Consider the following 15,865-nt stretch of genomic DNA (forward strand, 5'->3'; position numbering starts at 1 on the left):
TAAAAAAAAATAATAAGTTGTTTTATAAGTAAATAAGTTTACATTTGTAAGAAGTATAAACACCGAACAAATTTTTTTTTATGAACATATTCGTAGGTAGCCTTCCGTTCAGTTTAGAGGAGGCAGATTTAAGAGAGTCTTTTGAGGCTTATGGCGCTGTAGAATCAGTAAAGATTATTACAGATAAATTTACAGGCAGAAGTAAAGGTTTTGGCTTCGTTGAGATGTCAAACGACGATGAGGCTCAAAAAGCTATCGATGAGCTTAACGGTGCTACTGTATCAGGCAGAACAATTGTTGTTAACAAGTCTGAACCAAGACCGGAAGGCGAGAGAAAAAGCTTCAACAATAACCGTAGCGGAGGTTTCAACAGAGACAACAACCGTAGTGGTGGAGGCTTTAATAGAGACAACAACCGTGGTGGTGGTGGAGGTGACTACAACCGTGGAGGTCGTTACTAAGAAAAAGAGATATTTACATTACAGTATATATTGTATCCCCGCTTTTAGCGGGGATTTTTTTGTTTATACCATTCGGTTTCCTTTTGTTTATAACTTCTGAAAACCCTATTTTTAAAAATTGTATTTTTGAAGTGACTGCCGCTAATGGCAGTTGTATGTTTAAGCTTCGCAAAAATAAATCCCTAAGTTGGTATGTACCTGATATTTGACACCGAAACAACCGGATTGCCCAAACGCTGGGATGCCCCGATTACCGATACCGACAACTGGCCCCGCTGTATACAGATAGCATGGCAGCTCCATGATGAGATGGGGCAGCTTATAGAGCACCAGGATTATATGGTGAAGCCTGATGGGTTTAATATTCCCTATGATGCCGAGCGTATTCATGGAATCTCTACCGAGCTTGCCGCAGAACAGGGGATTGAGCTGGGCGAGGTATTGGAGAAGTTTAATATAGCGTTATCCAAATCAAAATTCATAGTTGGCCAGAACGTAGGCTTCGACGTGAACATCATGGGGTCAGAGTTTTACCGCATGGGTGTTGAGAACAGTATGGCTAACATGAAAGTACTTGATACCTGTACTGAAGTTACTGCCGAATTACTAAGGCTGCCGGGAGGTCGTGGTGGTCGTTTTAAACTGCCTACGCTTACCGAGCTGCACCAGTACCTTTTTGGTGAACCTTTCTCTGAAGCACACAATGCTACTGCCGACGTTGAGGCGACCACCCGTTGTTTCCTTGAGCTGGTAAAGCGACAAATATTTACGTCTCAGGAGCTTGATGTTCCTGCTTCATATTTTAATGAGTTTACGGCTAAAAACCCGCAGTCGATACAGCTGATTGGGTTAAAGCATATTAATCTTAAGAAAGCTTCGGAAGAGGTGCGCCTGCGCCTTGAAAAACTGAAGTCTGCCGAAGCAGTACCACAGCATCCGTCAGGGGAAGTACACAATATAGCAGATGTGAATTTTGTACATCTGCACAATCATACGCAGTTTTCGGTACTGCAGTCTACCATAGCAGTGCCCGACCTTGTGAAGGTCGCGGCCAAATATAAGATGCCGGCTGTTGCCATGACCGATCACGGTAACATGATGGGCGCATTCCACTTTGTGAGCAATGTGCTTAACCATAACAAGGCGGCCGAAGCGAAGAACAAAGCTGCTGTAGAAAATGGCGAAGAACCTACAGAGGTCATAATGAAACCTATAGTAGGTGTGGAATTCTTTGTTTGTGAAGACCATAAAGATAAAACCCGTAAAGACAACGGCTATCAGATCGTACTGATGGCTAAAAATAAAAAAGGCTACCATAACCTGGCAAAAATGTCATCTATTGCCTTTACGGCAGGATTTTATTATGTGCCAAGGATCGATAAAAAAGTTATTGAGCATTATAAAGAGGATATCATTGTGTTGTCGGGTAACTTATATGGTGAGATCCCTAATAAAGTGCTGAACATCGGTGAAAACCAGGCGGAAGAAGCCCTATTGTGGTGGAAAGGCATGTTTGGCGACGACTTCTACATGGAGCTTATGCGCCATGGGCAGGAAGACGAGAACCGTGTTAACCAGTCATTGGTCTCTTTGGCACGCAAGCATAATGTAAAGCTTATTGCGACAAATAATACCTATTACGCCAATAAGGAAGACTCGCATGCACATGACATCTTGTTGTGTGTAAAAGACGGCGAAAAACAGGCAACACCTATTGGCCGTGGCCGTGGTTTCCGTTATGGTCTCCCAAACAGCGAATACTACTTTAAGTCGGGAGATGAGATGAAACAGCTCTTTAAAGACTTACCTGAGGCGATTGCCAATATTCAGGAGATAGTAGATAAAATTGAAATTTACTCCTTATATAGAGATGTACTTCTTCCGAAGTTTGATATTCCGGAAGAGTTTGTTAATCCCGAAGATGATGCCGATGGAGGGAAACGAGGAGAGAATAGTTATCTGAGAGATCTTACCTATAAAGGAGCCAAGATTCGCTATGGCGAAATAACAGATGATATTCGCGAGCGTCTTGACTTTGAATTAAAGACCATTGAGAATAGTGGTTACCCCGGATATTTCCTGATTGTACAGGATTTCATCGCGGAAGCCCGTAATATGGGAGTATCTGTAGGGCCGGGAAGGGGATCGGCTGCGGGATCTGCGGTAGCATACTGTCTTTGGATCACTAATATTGACCCTATTAAGTACGACCTCCTTTTTGAGCGTTTCCTTAACCCTGACCGTGTATCGATGCCCGATATTGATATCGACTTTGATGATGAGGGTCGTGGCAGTGTAATGGACTATGTAATCAATAAATATGGCTCAAGCCAGGTGGCGCAGATCATTACCTATGGTACCATGGCAGCGAAATCGTCTATCCGTGATACCGCAAGGGTGCTCGACCTGCCACTTTTTGAAGCTGATAAGATTGCCAAGCTAATCCCTAACCTTAAGCTGGCCAAAATATTCTCCCTTGATGCCAATGCGCTTAAAAGTGCATTGCGTGCCGAGGAGTATGAAAAGGTTTTAGAGCTTATTGCCATGGCCGATGGTGGCGACCTTACCGGTGAAACCATCCAGCAGGCAAAAGTTCTTGAAGGATCATTGCGTAATACGGGTATTCATGCCTGTGGTGTGATCATTACGCCTGATGATATTACCAATTTCGTTCCTGTATCCCTGGCTAAGGATTCTGAGCTGTATGTTACCCAGTTTGATAACTCGGTGGTAGAAAGTGCCGGACTACTTAAGATGGACTTCCTGGGTCTGAAGACCCTTACGCTGATCAAGGATACCGTTAAGCTGGTAAAATACAAGCATAATATTGACCTTGATCCGGAGTCATTCCCAATAGATGATGTAAAGACCTATGAGCTTTTTCAACGCGGTGAGACCGTAGGGGTGTTCCAGTACGAGTCGCCCGGTATGCAAAAATACATGAAGGACCTGAAGCCTACTGTATTTGCCGATCTTATCGCCATGAATGCATTATACCGTCCGGGGCCTTTGGAGTATATCCCGAGTTTCGTTCGAAGGAAAAACGGAGAGGAAGAAATAAAATATGACCTTGATGCCTGTGAAGAATACCTAAAGGAAACCTATGGTATTACGGTATATCAGGAGCAGGTGATGCTACTGTCGCAAAAGCTGGCGGGCTTTACTAAAGGTGAGGCCGACGTACTGCGTAAAGCGATGGGTAAAAAGCAAAAGGATGTACTGGACAAAATGAAACCCAAATTCGTTGCGCAGGCTTCTGAAAAGGGTCATGATGCTACCGTACTCGAAAAAATATGGAAAGACTGGGAGGCATTTGCGAGTTATGCCTTCAATAAGTCGCACTCTACCTGTTATGCCTGGGTGGCCTATCAAACGGCTTACCTTAAAGCGCATTATCCGGCTGAGTATATGGCGGCAGTACTTTCGAACAACATGAACGACATTAAGCAGGTTACCTTCTTTATGGAGGAATGTAAGCGAATGGGGCTTGAAGTTTTAGGTCCGGATGTTAATGAGTCGTACTATAAGTTTACCGTAAACGACCATGGTGCGGTACGTTTTGGTATGGGTGCTATTAAAGGTGTGGGTGCCGGAGCTGTGGAAACCATTGTTGCCAACAGGAAGGATGCAACCTACAAATCGATATTTGACCTTGCCAAGCGTATTGACCTGCGTGCAGCCAATAAAAAAGCATTTGAAAACCTTGCGCTTGCCGGTGGGTTTGATTGTTTTATGGCAACCCACAGGGCACAGTACTTTCACATGGATTCGAGTGAGAATATCTCGTTCCTGGAAAAAGCTGTGCGTTATGGTTCTAAATTCCAGGAGAATGAGAACTCATCGCAGGTGAGTCTGTTTGGTGAAGCCAGTGAGGTACAGATACCGGAACCTGTAGTGCCACCATGTGAAGAATGGAGCACTATGGAAAAGCTTGCCAAAGAGAAAGAGGTAGTCGGGATTTACATATCGGGCCATCCGCTGGATGATTATAAGTTCGAAATGAAATACTTCTGCAACGCAAAGCTTGAAGCACTTAAAAATCTGGAGCAGCATGTTACCAAAAACCTGAGCTTTGGGGGTATCATTTCGAATGTGCAGCACAGGGTAGCCAAGAATGGTAAAGGATGGGCATCATTCATGCTTGAAGGCTATGATGAGAGTTATGAGTTCAGGATATATGGAGAGGAGTATTTAAAGTTCAGGCATTTCCTTATCGGTAATAATTTCACCTTTATGAAAGTGTTGGTTAAAGAAGGCTGGACCAATGCCGAGGGCAAAAAGGGAGAGCCAAGGCTACAATTCATTGCAATACAATACCTACAGGATGTACTGACCACATTTGCCAAAAAGCTGATCATACAATTTAATATTACCGAACTGAAGGAGCAGCTGATAGCATCGCTTAGTGAGTTGTTCAGGAATAACACGGGCGATAATACCGTAACGTTTGAGGTTATGGAACTAAAAAAAGTGCTTAAAAAAGTAGAGATAGCCAATGCAGCTCCGGTAAAAGAAGTCTCTGAAGATGGTGATGAGCTGGATGCTGAGGTGTCTGATCCGGTAGTTGCCGATGTGGAAGATATACAGGTGGTGACTAAAGTTAGCATGCCCAGCCGTAAGCTTAAGGTTAAGATTAGCAATGAGTTATTGCAGGAGCTTGAAAAGCTTCAGGTGAATTTTAAGCTGAATTAAATTTCCTAATAAATTGCCTCTATGAGCATATAGGTAAATCTAATATATCTTTAACAGAATAATTGATATTAATATGTAAATTTGTTCCCTAAAGTTAATCTAAAAAGAAAAAATATAATGGCACAAGCAATCACAGATGCTACTTTTGATGAAGTAGTATTAAAATCAGACAAACCTGTAATGGTAGACTTTTGGGCAGCATGGTGTGGACCATGTCGTATGGTAGGACCGATCATTGACGAAATCAGCTCAGAATACGAAGGTAAAGCTGTAGTTGGTAAAGTTGATGTAGATGCTAACCAGGAATTTGCTGCTAAATATGGTGTAAGGAACATCCCTACGGTATTGGTTTTCCAAAACGGAGAAGTAGTAGGCCGTCAGGTAGGTGTTGCTCCTAAAAAGACGTATACAGACGCTATCGATGCTTTAATATAATAAGCTGACAATAAAGTAAAAAAGCCCACAATATTGTGGGCTTTTTTGTTGTTGGTTGGTTAATCAATGGTGCGAAATAAAAATGAACTAACCCTTTTTAAATATGAACCAGGAATTATAAAAAGAACATTTTAAGTTTAATTTTAATTAAAGCTGCAGTTCCTTTTTTGATTGATGCTGCAAATATAATAAAAGTCACTAAATGGTGACTTATTTATGATTATTTTTGTTTAAAATATTTTAGCAATGACAGAGAAGAAGCAAAATATTCAGGTAAGGGATAAAGAAAAGAGCAAGCAGCGCTTTCTAAATGCGATTGGTAAACTCCTGCAGGCGAAGGGCTTTTCGGCTCTCAAAGTAAACGACATAGCTGCTACGGCAGGACTTGACAAAAAGCTTATCTATAAATACTTTGGCGGCAGGGATCAGCTTGTTGACCAGTATTTGGTGTCAATTGATTTTTGGAGCAATGTAAAGGAGGAGAATGCCCCACCAGTGATTACCGATGGCGGGCAGGAATTTACAAAGCAAATGCTGTTGCAGCAGTATGACTATGTAGCTTCTAACAAAGAGTTTCAGAAGATTCTGTTATGGGGCCTGTCTGAAAAGAGAAAATCATTACAAAATTTAGCCGACGAGCGTGAAATAGCGGGCGAAGTGTTGCTTAAAAATATCACTGACCCTTTTTTTGGGGATAAGGCTGTGAATTTTCGTGCTTCGATGGCAATCCTTATTTCTGGGGCTTACTACCTGAACATGTATTCCGGCGCAAGCAATAGCACCTTTTGTGGCATAGATCCTGCTAAAGAAGAAGGTAAAGATGCCATAAAAACGGCATTGACATCTTTAGTCGATATGCTTTATAAAGATAAACAAGAATAGTTCTTATTCTATATTTACGGTTTCTACTTCCTTCAGGGATACTTTTTGCTCATAATGCTTGTTATCCCATTTAGCGAGATCAATGATTATGGGCACAAGACTTTGTCCTTTTTCTGTTAGTGTGTATTCTACCCTTGGCGGAAGTTCCTTAAACTCTTCACGAAGTAAAATACCATCGGTCTCCAGTTCTTTTAAAGATGAGGTAAGCACCTTTTTTGATATGGTGCCAATGGCTGCATGCAGCTGGCCAAAACGTGCTTTTCGGCTGCGCAGTGCATATATAATAATAGGCTTCCATCTTGAGCCCATTATAGACATTGCGCGGTGCATAGGGCATGCGCTATATCTAAAAACATCATTTTTCATTTCAGGTTACTTATAGGTTACCAGTATATACTATCATTGGTTACAAAAGTAAACTATTATGCGTTACTTTGTATTTCCAAAATATAAATAATTGACGGCCAATTGCTGTCTCTAATAAAACCTAAATTTCATACTATGAATTTCGAATCGCTATTTACCCCGTTTCAATATAAAAGCCTGAATTTAAAGAACAGATTTGTAATGGCACCTATGACTAGGGCTTTTTCGCCGGATGGCGTGCCTACACAACAGGTAGCTGAATATTATTCCCGAAGGGCAGCCGCCGGAGTGGGGCTGATTCTTACAGAAGGTACGGTAATTGGCCGGCCAGCCTCTAAGAATATGAAAGACATCCCGGACTTCTATGGTAATGAAGCCCTGGACGGATGGAACCGTGTAGTAAATGGTGTGCATGCCGAAGGAGGCGCTATCGCTCCGCAAATATGGCATGTAGGAAATACAGTTGCAGGGGAGTGGAGGCCTTCGTCTCCTCTGGAAAGTCCGGAAACGATGACATTAAAAGATATAGAAGATACTATAGCGGCCTTTGCCAGCGCAGCAAAGAATGCTAAAGATCTTGGCTTTGATGCATTGGAGATACATGCCGCACACGGATATCTTATTGACCAGTTCTTTTGGGAAGGGACTAACAGCCGTACTGATGACTATGGTGGAAAAGGTATTGAGGAGAGGGCTCGTTTTGGGGTTGAGGTTGTAAAAGCTATACGCAGGGCCGTGGGTGATGACTTTACGGTTATTATGAGGCTGTCGCAATGGAAACAACAGGATTATACCGCAAAACTGGCACACAACCCAAAAGAGCTTGAGGACTGGGTATTGCCTTTAGCCGAAGCCGGAGTAGATATCTTTCACGGTTCGCAGCGCAGGTACTGGGAAAACGAGTTTGATGGAAGCGACCTGAATTTTGCTGGCTGGCTAAAAAAGATTACGGGTAAACCAACGATTACAGTAGGGTCGGTAGGGCTGAGTGGTGATTTCATGGAATTCTTTGGCGAAGGAAAAGGAGCAGATACTACTGACCTGAGCGAGTTGTTACGCAGATATGAGCGTGGTGATTTTGACTTAGTAGCTGTAGGGCGTTCCCTTCTTCAGGATCCGGAATGGGTGCAGAAGGTAAAAGAAAACCGTTTTGATGAGTTAAAATCGTTTAGCCCTTCCAGTGCAGGTAAACTGTACTAATATCAATAAAATAAAGCGTAAAACCACACAAATCATTGTGTGGTTTTTTATTTACATTTGGGTGTAAGTAAGAAAAATGGAAAATAATTTAAGCTTCAGGCAACTTTAAATAAAAATTATCCGTCTTATAAAAACAAACCAACTTTAACCAATTTGAAAATAATCAGGTTACATGCTTCTGATGAAGTTATTGTCAAAAAGATCCAGCAGGGAGACAGCCGTGCCGAAAGGCAGCTGTATGACCGCTATGCCGCAAAAATGCTTGGCGTATGCCGGATGTATATTAAAGACCTTCATTATGCCGAGGATGTAATGATTCAGGGTTTTACCCGTGCGCTTGATAATTTGGCAAAATTTAGGTTCGAAGGCAGTTTTGAAGGCTGGCTCAGAAGAATTATGGTAAGGGAGGCTATTGACTTTTTAAGGAGCCGAACCCAGCTTTATTTTGAAGACATTGAAACAGCCGAAATGCCGCCTGTTAGCACCAATGATATCGATATTGATGCCGATTTGCTGCAGTTGCTCATAGACAGGCTGCCGGAAGGCTACCGGACCGTATTGGTGATGTTTGCAGTTGAGGGGTACAGCCATAAAGAAATAGCTGAAATGCTGGGGATAAGTGAAAATACATCGAAATCGCAATTGTTTAAGGCGCGAAAGCAACTACAGGAACAATTGGGATCGCTAAAGAGAATGGAAAATGAAAGATAGAAATAACCTTGAACAGCAGCTTGCCGATAAGCTTGGCAATAGAAGCATTACCCCGAGTGGGCAGGCTTGGGATCGCATTGTTCGCAACCGTGAGCAGGGTAAAGATAAAAAGAAGAAAAAAAGGACATATATATATTATGCTGCGTCGATTGTGCTGTTAATGCTTTTTGGAAGTTATTACTTTATGTTGGAGAATAACAATGATGTAAAGGTTAAACCACAAATAGTAACCACGGGTGCTCAAAATGAAACGTTTGATGTAATAACTCCTGACGCTGAGCCCGAAACCGGAGTGCTACCAAAGCAAATGGAAATAGCGACTTCTTATGAAGTTGAGAGGTATACAGGTTCTGATATTCGTAAAGATGAAGTCGCGACAATCACAGGGGCTTATAATGAGGTTGAGCCAGCAGAAAGCCCGACCCTTGCAGGTGTTACCCTACAGGAAAAAAGAGTGCTTACTAAAGAACAGCTTTATGAGCAGGAAGTAGACTATCTGCTTAAAAATGCTGTAAAAGATGTGGCAGCCGATAAAATTTTGTCTAAACCTACAGATAATACTGCCCTTCTAAAAGAAGTTGAAGGGGAAATGAATGAATACTACCGCGAAAAGGCAATGAGTATATTTTCGCTTAAGAATAAAAAGATACGCTTTGCCGTAAAAGACTAACAACACCCAATCTTTTAATTATGAAACAAACCTTATTATGCATCGCCTTTGTGGCGACAGGGATTTTTTTGCCCAAAGTTAACGCCCAGATTGAAAACAGCCCTCTTTTGCAGTCTTCTACTGAAAAAAAGATGTCGTGGTGGAATGATTATGATCATGCATACTACGAAGAGATTAAAAAGCGGAGACTTGAAGCTTTCGAGCTTGAAAAACAGAGTATCGCTGAAGCTGAAAAGTTCGAACTTAAAAAAATAATCGAAAAAATAGACAAAAGGCTTGAGAAAGGAGAAATAACCCAGGAAAAAGCTACGGCATTAAAACAGGAAGCCGCAAAGATAACGGCACTGAATATCGATGATAAAATGGCTATTGTGGAAAGCCAGATTGCACTTATTAATAGGGATGTTATATATGATTACCAGCCTAATCCAACGGGTTATGTAGAAGTGGGTTTTGGGAATACAACAGACGATAAAGGAAGTTTTTTGTTAGGGATCAGTTATGCGGGGTCTGACAAAAAACCCAAATATGATAAGCGTACTTATACTGATATGGTCTTCGCACTTGGATTTGGCGGAACAACCGGCGATGGTGTAGATTTGGGAGGTTTGTACAAATTTGGAAAAAACGGCTATGCTGAACTTGGTTTTACTTTTCGCACGCGTTTGCTAAAGGAGTCTAATTACTGGAGGTTAGCTTATGGTGTTTCCTATCAGCAAAATCAGCTAAGCCCAAAAGGCAATAAGTATTTTGTAAATGACAACGGCTATACCAGCCTTGAGGTTTTTCCTGATCAGGTAAAATGGAACAGATTTGTGATCAGTAATATAGTTTTCCCTGTTTTATTAGAATTCGGGCCTTCAAAGAAAAAGGAATATAAAGATTATTTCAGGTATGATACCTCTACAAGTTTTAAAGTAGGAATTGGGGGTTTTGCCGGGTTTAATGCCGGAGCCATGCAGTGGATGAAGTATGTTGATGAGGGAAAAGATATAAAAGTAAAGACCCGTCAGGATTACAACGTCGAAAAATTTGTTTACGGGCTAAAGGGTTATGTTGGGTTTGGTAGCCTTAGCCTTTTTGCGAACTATGAACTCAATACCGTGTTTAGTAACTCAGCTTATAAAGATCATGCCTTATATTTTGGTTTAAGAGCCGATCTTTAATAGAAATCTTTTTTTCGTTACATTTGGTTTATGAATATAGAAGGCCAATTAGAAAAGATATCCAGTTTTTCGCATCTCGAATTGTTAGCCAACCAAATCGTGGAAGGTTTTATCTCGGGGATGCATAAGAGTCCGTTTCACGGGTTCTCCTCAGAGTTTGCAGAGCATAAGGTATATAATGCAGGAGAAAGCACCAGGCACATGGACTGGAAGCTGTATGCCCGTACCGACAGGTTGTATACCAAGCGCTATGAAGAAGAAACCAACCTGCGATGCCATATCATTATAGATAACTCATCGTCGATGCATTATCCTAAGCTAAAAGCGGGGCAGCAGTTCTATGAAAATAAGATAGGTTTCTCGGTTCTGGCATCTGCGGTACTTATGGAGCTTTTAAAGCACCAGCGAGATGCTGTTGGCCTGAGTGTATACTCTGACAGTTATGAGTTTTATGCGCCCGAAAAGGGTAGTGGCAGGCATCACAGGATGCTGCTGAATAAGCTAGAAAGTGTACTGGAGTCGCCAGGACGAAGCAAAGCGACCGATACGACTACCTTTTTGCACCAGATTGCCCAAAAGATGCACCGCCGTTCCATGATCATATTATTTACTGATATGTTTCAGCCCGGAAATGACGAAGCGCTGTTTAATGCGCTTCAGCATTTAAAGCACAACAAGCATAAAGTAGTGCTTTTTCATGTGATCGATAAAAAAACGGAGCTTAATTTTGACTTTGATAATGCCCCTAGGAAGTTTATTGACCTGGAATCGGGGGAGGAAGTGAACCTTTTTGCCGAAAATGTAAAGGAAGAGTACGAAAAACTGGCCGATAATTACTTTAAAAAAGTTGCTGAAACCTGCATGCAGTATAAAATCAAGTATGTTCCGGTTTCGGTGGATGAAAAATTTGAAAAAATTTTAACGACCTACCTTGTTGAGAAACAAAAGTTTGGATAATTGATGAAAAAATAATCTAAAAATTATTTTGAAAACACTTGCAGATATCAAAAACAGCCGTATATTTGCACTCGTAATAATGAAACAAACAACGCGAGTTGAGAGGGACATTAAGAACGCTGGTTTGGTAGTTCAGTTGGTTAGAATACATGCCTGTCACGCATGGGGTCGCGGGTTCGAGTCCCGTCCAGACCGCCAGTAAAGGAGAAACAGCCTCGCATAATGCGGGGCTTTTTTCGCCTAAAATATTTAAAGCAGTTGTGTTGTTTACGTTAAGCTTCGGGCTTAACACGGTTTAGTAGTTAGACCGAATGAGAAGCTTTCCATTAGATTGGAGGGCTTTTTTGATTTAAGTACTGTACGGTTTTAATTCCTTGTCACGCAAATAATATATATTTGCAACACAAATCTGAAGATATAGAAATGTAAAAAATAATTTTTTCTCGGAATATTCAATAACGAACCGCACCGGCGGTGCAGGTTCATTGTGTAAACTTTAGAAATAAATTATGATTACGCTACAAAACATTTCATATATCCATCCTAATAAGGATCTGTTATTCTCATCGCTTAATTTAACCGTAAACCGTTACCAGAAGATTGCTTTGGCAGGTAATAATGGCAGCGGAAAATCTACATTATTAAATATCATTGCAGGTAATTTAGAGCCTTCAGGCGGACTTAAGTCTGTTGACGCCGTACCTTATCTTATTCCGCAGGTTTTCGGGCAATACAACCGCCTTACTATTGGGCAGGCTTTAAAAGTAGACAAGAAACTTATCGCGCTTAAAGAGATTTTGAGTGGGAACACTTCCGAACAAAATTTTGAATGGCTGGAAGACGACTGGTCGGTCGAAGAGCGCTGCTCTCAGGCACTGTCACATTGGGAACTCGACGGATTGGATTTAAATCAGACGATGGCTTCCCTTAGTGGCGGACAGAAAACAAAGGTGTTTCTTGCAGGGATTGCCATTCATCAACCGGACATGGTGTTGATGGATGAACCCAGTAACCATCTTGATGCTTCGGGAAGGCAGTTATTATACGATTTTATACAGCAAACAAATGCTACGCTCGTAGTTGTTAGCCATGACAGGAAATTGCTTAATCTGTTAAATGCAATCTGTGAACTAAGCAGGATTGGTATAAAAACCTACGGGGGTAACTATGACTTTTATTCAGAACAAAAGCAAACCGAACAAAATGCCCTGAGCCAAAACATACACTCAAAAGAAAAAGAGCTTAAAGCAGCAAAAGAAAAAGAACGTGAAACAATAGAGAAACAGCAAAAACTGGATGCCCGAGGCAAAGGAAAGCAGGAAAAGTCCGGTGTTGCGCGTATTATGATGAATACTATGCGGAATAAGGCCGAGAACAGTACATCGAAGATGAAAGATGTTCATGAGGAGCGAATAGGCGGGATAACTCAGGAACTGCAGGAATTGAGAACCGGTCGCCCGGATATTGATAAGATGAAGCTTGGTTTTGATGATTCTGGTTTGCATAAAGGCAAAGTTCTGTTTTCTGCGGATGAGGTGAATTTCAGTTATGGGATTAATCCCATTTGGGAAAAAGCCCTGAGCTTTAAAATTATGAGCGGAGAACGCATTCTTTTGAAAGGGGAGAACGGTTCAGGAAAGACCACTCTTATAAAAATCATAATTGGCGCAATGAAGCCTTCTATGGGCAAAGTGAGCAGTAATCTTACTAAAGCGGTATATATTGACCAGGATTATTCCCTGATTGATAGCAGGCTTACGGTTTATGAACAGGCGCAGCAATTTAATGTTTCCGGAATGCAGGAACACGATATAAAAATGAGGCTTAATCGCTTTTTGTTTGGGAAAGGGACCTGGGATAAGCCGTGCAGAGCCCTTAGTGGTGGCGAAAGGATGCGCCTGATGCTTTGCTGCCTTACTATTGATAGCCGACCGCCAGATGTTATTATTTTAGATGAGCCTACAAACAATCTTGATATTCAGAATATCGAAATCCTTACAACGGCCGTAAAAGAGTATAAAGGGGCACTGATTGTAGTGTCGCATGACGAAACATTTATCGAACAGCTAAATACAGATAAGGTTATTAGTATTGGCAAAAGCCCGAAATAAGGTCCTATAATTAAGAACGCCCTGCAATTGCGGGGCGTTCTTAAAATATTTTAAAGTTTTTCTTAGGATGTTTTCGTTATTTGATGTGAAAATCAATTATTCTAAACCAATCGCAGTAATCTTCGTTTTTACCTTTATCAACCGTAATGGTTATTTTTTTCTTACCTGAAACATCAAGTGTTATCTTTTCGTCTTGCTTATGGGTAAGGTATATGGTTTTTATAACGTTTCCATTTTCTTTGATGATAAGATTAACTTCACCATCTTTTTCCGAATTACATTCCCTTACAAGAGTTTCTTTATTGTTGAATGTTGCTGTGAAGCTCAGGGTTTTGTCATTCTCATCAAACATGAAGCTCATCTCGCTCGGTCTTTCTGATCCCGGGCACAGGTTGATTGTGTTCTCATTTTCAAAATTTGCCATCCCATATCCGTTGCCAACATTGATGTCACATATTTTTAGCATACTTCTGTTAACGTCATACATCTGTTCATATTCCGGATATGCCTTTTTGAAATAGTCGTGCATGGTTTGTATTTCTGCATTGCTTAGCGATGAGGTTCTTTTCATCAGGAAAGCCTTCATGTTGTTTATAAGAGGGAATTCTTCTACTTTTTCGTAATGATGCTTTAGGTAGCCATTCATAATGGCGTTGTTAAAGTAGACTACCACTTGCTGATTTTCGGCGCCCAGATGTATCTCATCAGGAGATGTTGTTATGATGTAATCTGCAAGGAAAAGAGTGTTAGGAAATCTGTCACGTTTATCTACGTGCTGGGTATTCAGCATCTTGAATATAGGGTTGCTGATGTCAGGAAGCTTAATATTCTTAATTATATCTTCGTTCAGCGTTGTTCCGCTGGCTACGATATATACATACTCTCCCGAGTTCTGAAGTTCTATTATTCGGTTAGAGATCTTTTCGATCTGATCATAATCCGTCCTGAAAAATGCTTTTCCTTGAATGTTTGAAAAAACATGTGTTGTGGTCGTAGGATTAAGAGCAAATACAAAATAATTATTTACGAGCAATAGCGCAAACAGAGAGGCGAGGATATATTTTCTGTTTGAAAAAAAAGCGGCAGTCTGCAGGAAAAAATACAGGAAGAAAGGAACAAGCAAATAGTAGTGCTGAAGTCCGCCAAAATCGTTAACTCTGATAAAAAGAAAAATGATTATTATTGATCCTGTTATAAAGAAGGCGGTAAGTGATTTATGCTTTTTAATGGAAAGAAATATTCCTGCTATTGCAATGATGATAATAAGTAGGCCGAAAAAATGCTTAAAGTTATCTAATTGGTGCATATAGCTTGATGACCTGTAGGCAGAATAAATATCTTTATAGTCTTTTAAAACTGTCATTTCAAAAAACGGGTAAAAGAATACCAGCATTATGACAACTGCAGTGCTGCCCGAAATGGCAAGATTAATGCAGGTGTTTATAATGATTTTGCGGTTTTTCCTTTTTATTGCGACGATAAGATTTACTGTAAAAACAGCAATAAAGTAGGCTACAAACCAAAACGAATACCATCTGCGGGTAAAAATAAGCAACAACAGCACTACTCCTGAAACAATTGCATTTTTCACATTCAGTTCCCTGTAATAATTGCTTCTTGTTAATAGTAACATTGCAATTGCTACGTAAATCAGTCCGGCAATGTCAAGGAATCCATATCGGATAGGTATAAGGCAGGGAGTGAAGCAAAGGATAAAAAACGGAAGCGCAAGCTTGAATTTTATATTGGTATCAGGGTTCAGTCGTATTATTATCGAAGAGAATACCAATGAAAAAGGTACTAAATAGACGAGATATACGGAAAACACATAGCTATTGAAGTTTAATCCGAGGAAATGATTGACAGCGACAGGGAGCAGGTTAGGAGATGAGTTATAGATGTCATGTTTTATAGACGTGTAAACTCCAATCAAGGCCCTGAAAGGATTGTCAAAAAAATTATTATGAAATGTTATTGCTCCATGCCAATAGCCGGAATAGTCCCAGAAGTAAATAAATCTTTCTTCGTTTAATAAAAAGAACAATGCAAGGCCGGGAAGCAAAAAGCTTGTGCTGTAAATAATTCTTAGGGGCTTGTTTTTTATTGTAGCAACTATCTTAATCAGCTCGGTAGAAAACTTAAAAACGACATAGGCATATCCGGCTAATAATAAAAGGGAGAGTAGTAGGGCAATAAATTTCAAAGCGTTTGGTT

Annotated in this window: 12 protein-coding genes and 1 tRNA gene; 11 read left to right on the forward strand and 2 right to left on the reverse strand. The window is 40.8% G+C overall.

The window, feature by feature from the left end; translation table 11 throughout:
• Window positions 1-80: 80 nt before the first annotated feature.
• From ACX0HA_RS02135 to ACX0HA_RS02150, 4 genes are all read left to right on the forward strand, one after another.
• Window positions 81-461: an RNA recognition motif domain-containing protein gene (locus tag ACX0HA_RS02135; RefSeq protein ID WP_458843621.1), complete on the forward strand. Its 381-nt coding sequence runs from the start codon at window positions 81-83 to the stop codon at window positions 459-461.
• A 192-nt stretch (window positions 462-653) separates the two neighbouring features.
• A complete protein-coding gene (dnaE, locus tag ACX0HA_RS02140; protein ID WP_458843622.1) occupies window positions 654-5,153 on the forward strand; it encodes a DNA polymerase III subunit alpha in 4,500 nt (1,499 codons plus the stop codon).
• A 117-nt stretch (window positions 5,154-5,270) separates the two neighbouring features.
• Window positions 5,271-5,588 (forward strand): thioredoxin, encoded by a 318-nt coding sequence (trxA, locus tag ACX0HA_RS02145; protein WP_458843623.1) that lies wholly within the window; start codon window positions 5,271-5,273, stop codon window positions 5,586-5,588.
• A gap of 246 nt (window positions 5,589-5,834) precedes the next feature.
• On the forward strand, window positions 5,835-6,470 hold the full coding sequence (locus tag ACX0HA_RS02150) for a TetR/AcrR family transcriptional regulator (protein WP_458843624.1): 636 nt from the start codon (window positions 5,835-5,837) through the stop codon (window positions 6,468-6,470).
• A 3-nt stretch (window positions 6,471-6,473) separates the two neighbouring features.
• Here the strand turns inward: ACX0HA_RS02150 and ACX0HA_RS02155 are convergent, their stop codons facing one another.
• Entirely contained in the window at window positions 6,474-6,836 is a 363-nt protein-coding gene (locus ACX0HA_RS02155; RefSeq protein WP_458843625.1) for a winged helix-turn-helix transcriptional regulator, read from the reverse strand.
• Between the two features lie 135 nt (window positions 6,837-6,971).
• Between ACX0HA_RS02155 and ACX0HA_RS02160 the strand changes: the two genes are divergently transcribed.
• From ACX0HA_RS02160 to ACX0HA_RS02190, 7 genes are all read left to right on the forward strand, one after another.
• The gene (locus ACX0HA_RS02160) at window positions 6,972-8,036 is read left to right on the forward strand and encodes an NADH:flavin oxidoreductase (protein WP_458843626.1); all 1,065 of its coding nucleotides are present in this window, start codon (window positions 6,972-6,974) and stop codon (window positions 8,034-8,036) included.
• Between the two features lie 153 nt (window positions 8,037-8,189).
• A complete protein-coding gene (locus tag ACX0HA_RS02165) occupies window positions 8,190-8,747 on the forward strand; it encodes an RNA polymerase sigma factor (protein ID WP_458843627.1) in 558 nt (185 codons plus the stop codon).
• A complete protein-coding gene (locus tag ACX0HA_RS02170; protein WP_458843628.1) occupies window positions 8,737-9,417 on the forward strand; it encodes a hypothetical protein in 681 nt (226 codons plus the stop codon). The genes ACX0HA_RS02165 and ACX0HA_RS02170 overlap by 11 nt, the downstream gene beginning before the upstream one ends.
• Before the next feature lie 20 nt (window positions 9,418-9,437).
• On the forward strand, window positions 9,438-10,583 hold the full coding sequence (locus tag ACX0HA_RS02175; RefSeq protein WP_458843629.1) for a hypothetical protein: 1,146 nt from the start codon (window positions 9,438-9,440) through the stop codon (window positions 10,581-10,583).
• 30 nt (window positions 10,584-10,613) lie between these two features.
• Window positions 10,614-11,540: a DUF58 domain-containing protein gene (locus ACX0HA_RS02180; protein WP_458843630.1), complete on the forward strand. Its 927-nt coding sequence runs from the start codon at window positions 10,614-10,616 to the stop codon at window positions 11,538-11,540.
• A 121-nt stretch (window positions 11,541-11,661) separates the two neighbouring features.
• A tRNA-Asp gene (locus ACX0HA_RS02185) sits at window positions 11,662-11,738 on the forward strand.
• 311 nt (window positions 11,739-12,049) lie between these two features.
• Window positions 12,050-13,651 carry an ABC-F family ATP-binding cassette domain-containing protein gene (locus tag ACX0HA_RS02190; RefSeq protein ID WP_458843631.1) on the forward strand — a complete coding sequence of 534 codons (1,602 nt, stop codon included), beginning with the start codon at window positions 12,050-12,052 and terminating at the stop codon, window positions 13,649-13,651.
• A gap of 76 nt (window positions 13,652-13,727) precedes the next feature.
• On the opposite strand, the gene ACX0HA_RS02195 is transcribed toward ACX0HA_RS02190, so the two are convergent.
• Complete coding sequence (locus tag ACX0HA_RS02195; protein ID WP_458843632.1) at window positions 13,728-15,854, reverse strand: hypothetical protein; 2,127 nt, start codon at window positions 15,852-15,854, stop codon at window positions 13,728-13,730.
• Between the last annotated feature and the right edge of the window lie 11 nt (window positions 15,855-15,865).

Source organism: Flavobacterium hauense (assembly GCF_054457175.1).

What these genes read in the sequence shown, in the direction of transcription:
- ACX0HA_RS02135 (WP_458843621.1), top strand. Translation starts at nt 81, where the DNA reads ATGAACATATTCGTAGGTAGCCTTCCGTTCAGTTTAGAGGAGGCAGAT.
- dnaE (WP_458843622.1), top strand. Translation starts at nt 654, where the DNA reads ATGTACCTGATATTTGACACCGAAACAACCGGATTGCCCAAACGCTGG.
- trxA (WP_458843623.1), top strand. Translation starts at nt 5,271, where the DNA reads ATGGCACAAGCAATCACAGATGCTACTTTTGATGAAGTAGTATTAAAA.
- ACX0HA_RS02150 (WP_458843624.1), top strand. Translation starts at nt 5,835, where the DNA reads ATGACAGAGAAGAAGCAAAATATTCAGGTAAGGGATAAAGAAAAGAGC.
- ACX0HA_RS02155 (WP_458843625.1), bottom strand. Translation starts at nt 6,836, where the DNA reads ATGAAAAATGATGTTTTTAGATATAGCGCATGCCCTATGCACCGCGCA.
- ACX0HA_RS02160 (WP_458843626.1), top strand. Translation starts at nt 6,972, where the DNA reads ATGAATTTCGAATCGCTATTTACCCCGTTTCAATATAAAAGCCTGAAT.
- ACX0HA_RS02170 (WP_458843628.1), top strand. Translation starts at nt 8,737, where the DNA reads ATGAAAGATAGAAATAACCTTGAACAGCAGCTTGCCGATAAGCTTGGC.
- ACX0HA_RS02175 (WP_458843629.1), top strand. Translation starts at nt 9,438, where the DNA reads ATGAAACAAACCTTATTATGCATCGCCTTTGTGGCGACAGGGATTTTT.
- ACX0HA_RS02180 (WP_458843630.1), top strand. Translation starts at nt 10,614, where the DNA reads ATGAATATAGAAGGCCAATTAGAAAAGATATCCAGTTTTTCGCATCTC.
- ACX0HA_RS02190 (WP_458843631.1), top strand. Translation starts at nt 12,050, where the DNA reads ATGATTACGCTACAAAACATTTCATATATCCATCCTAATAAGGATCTG.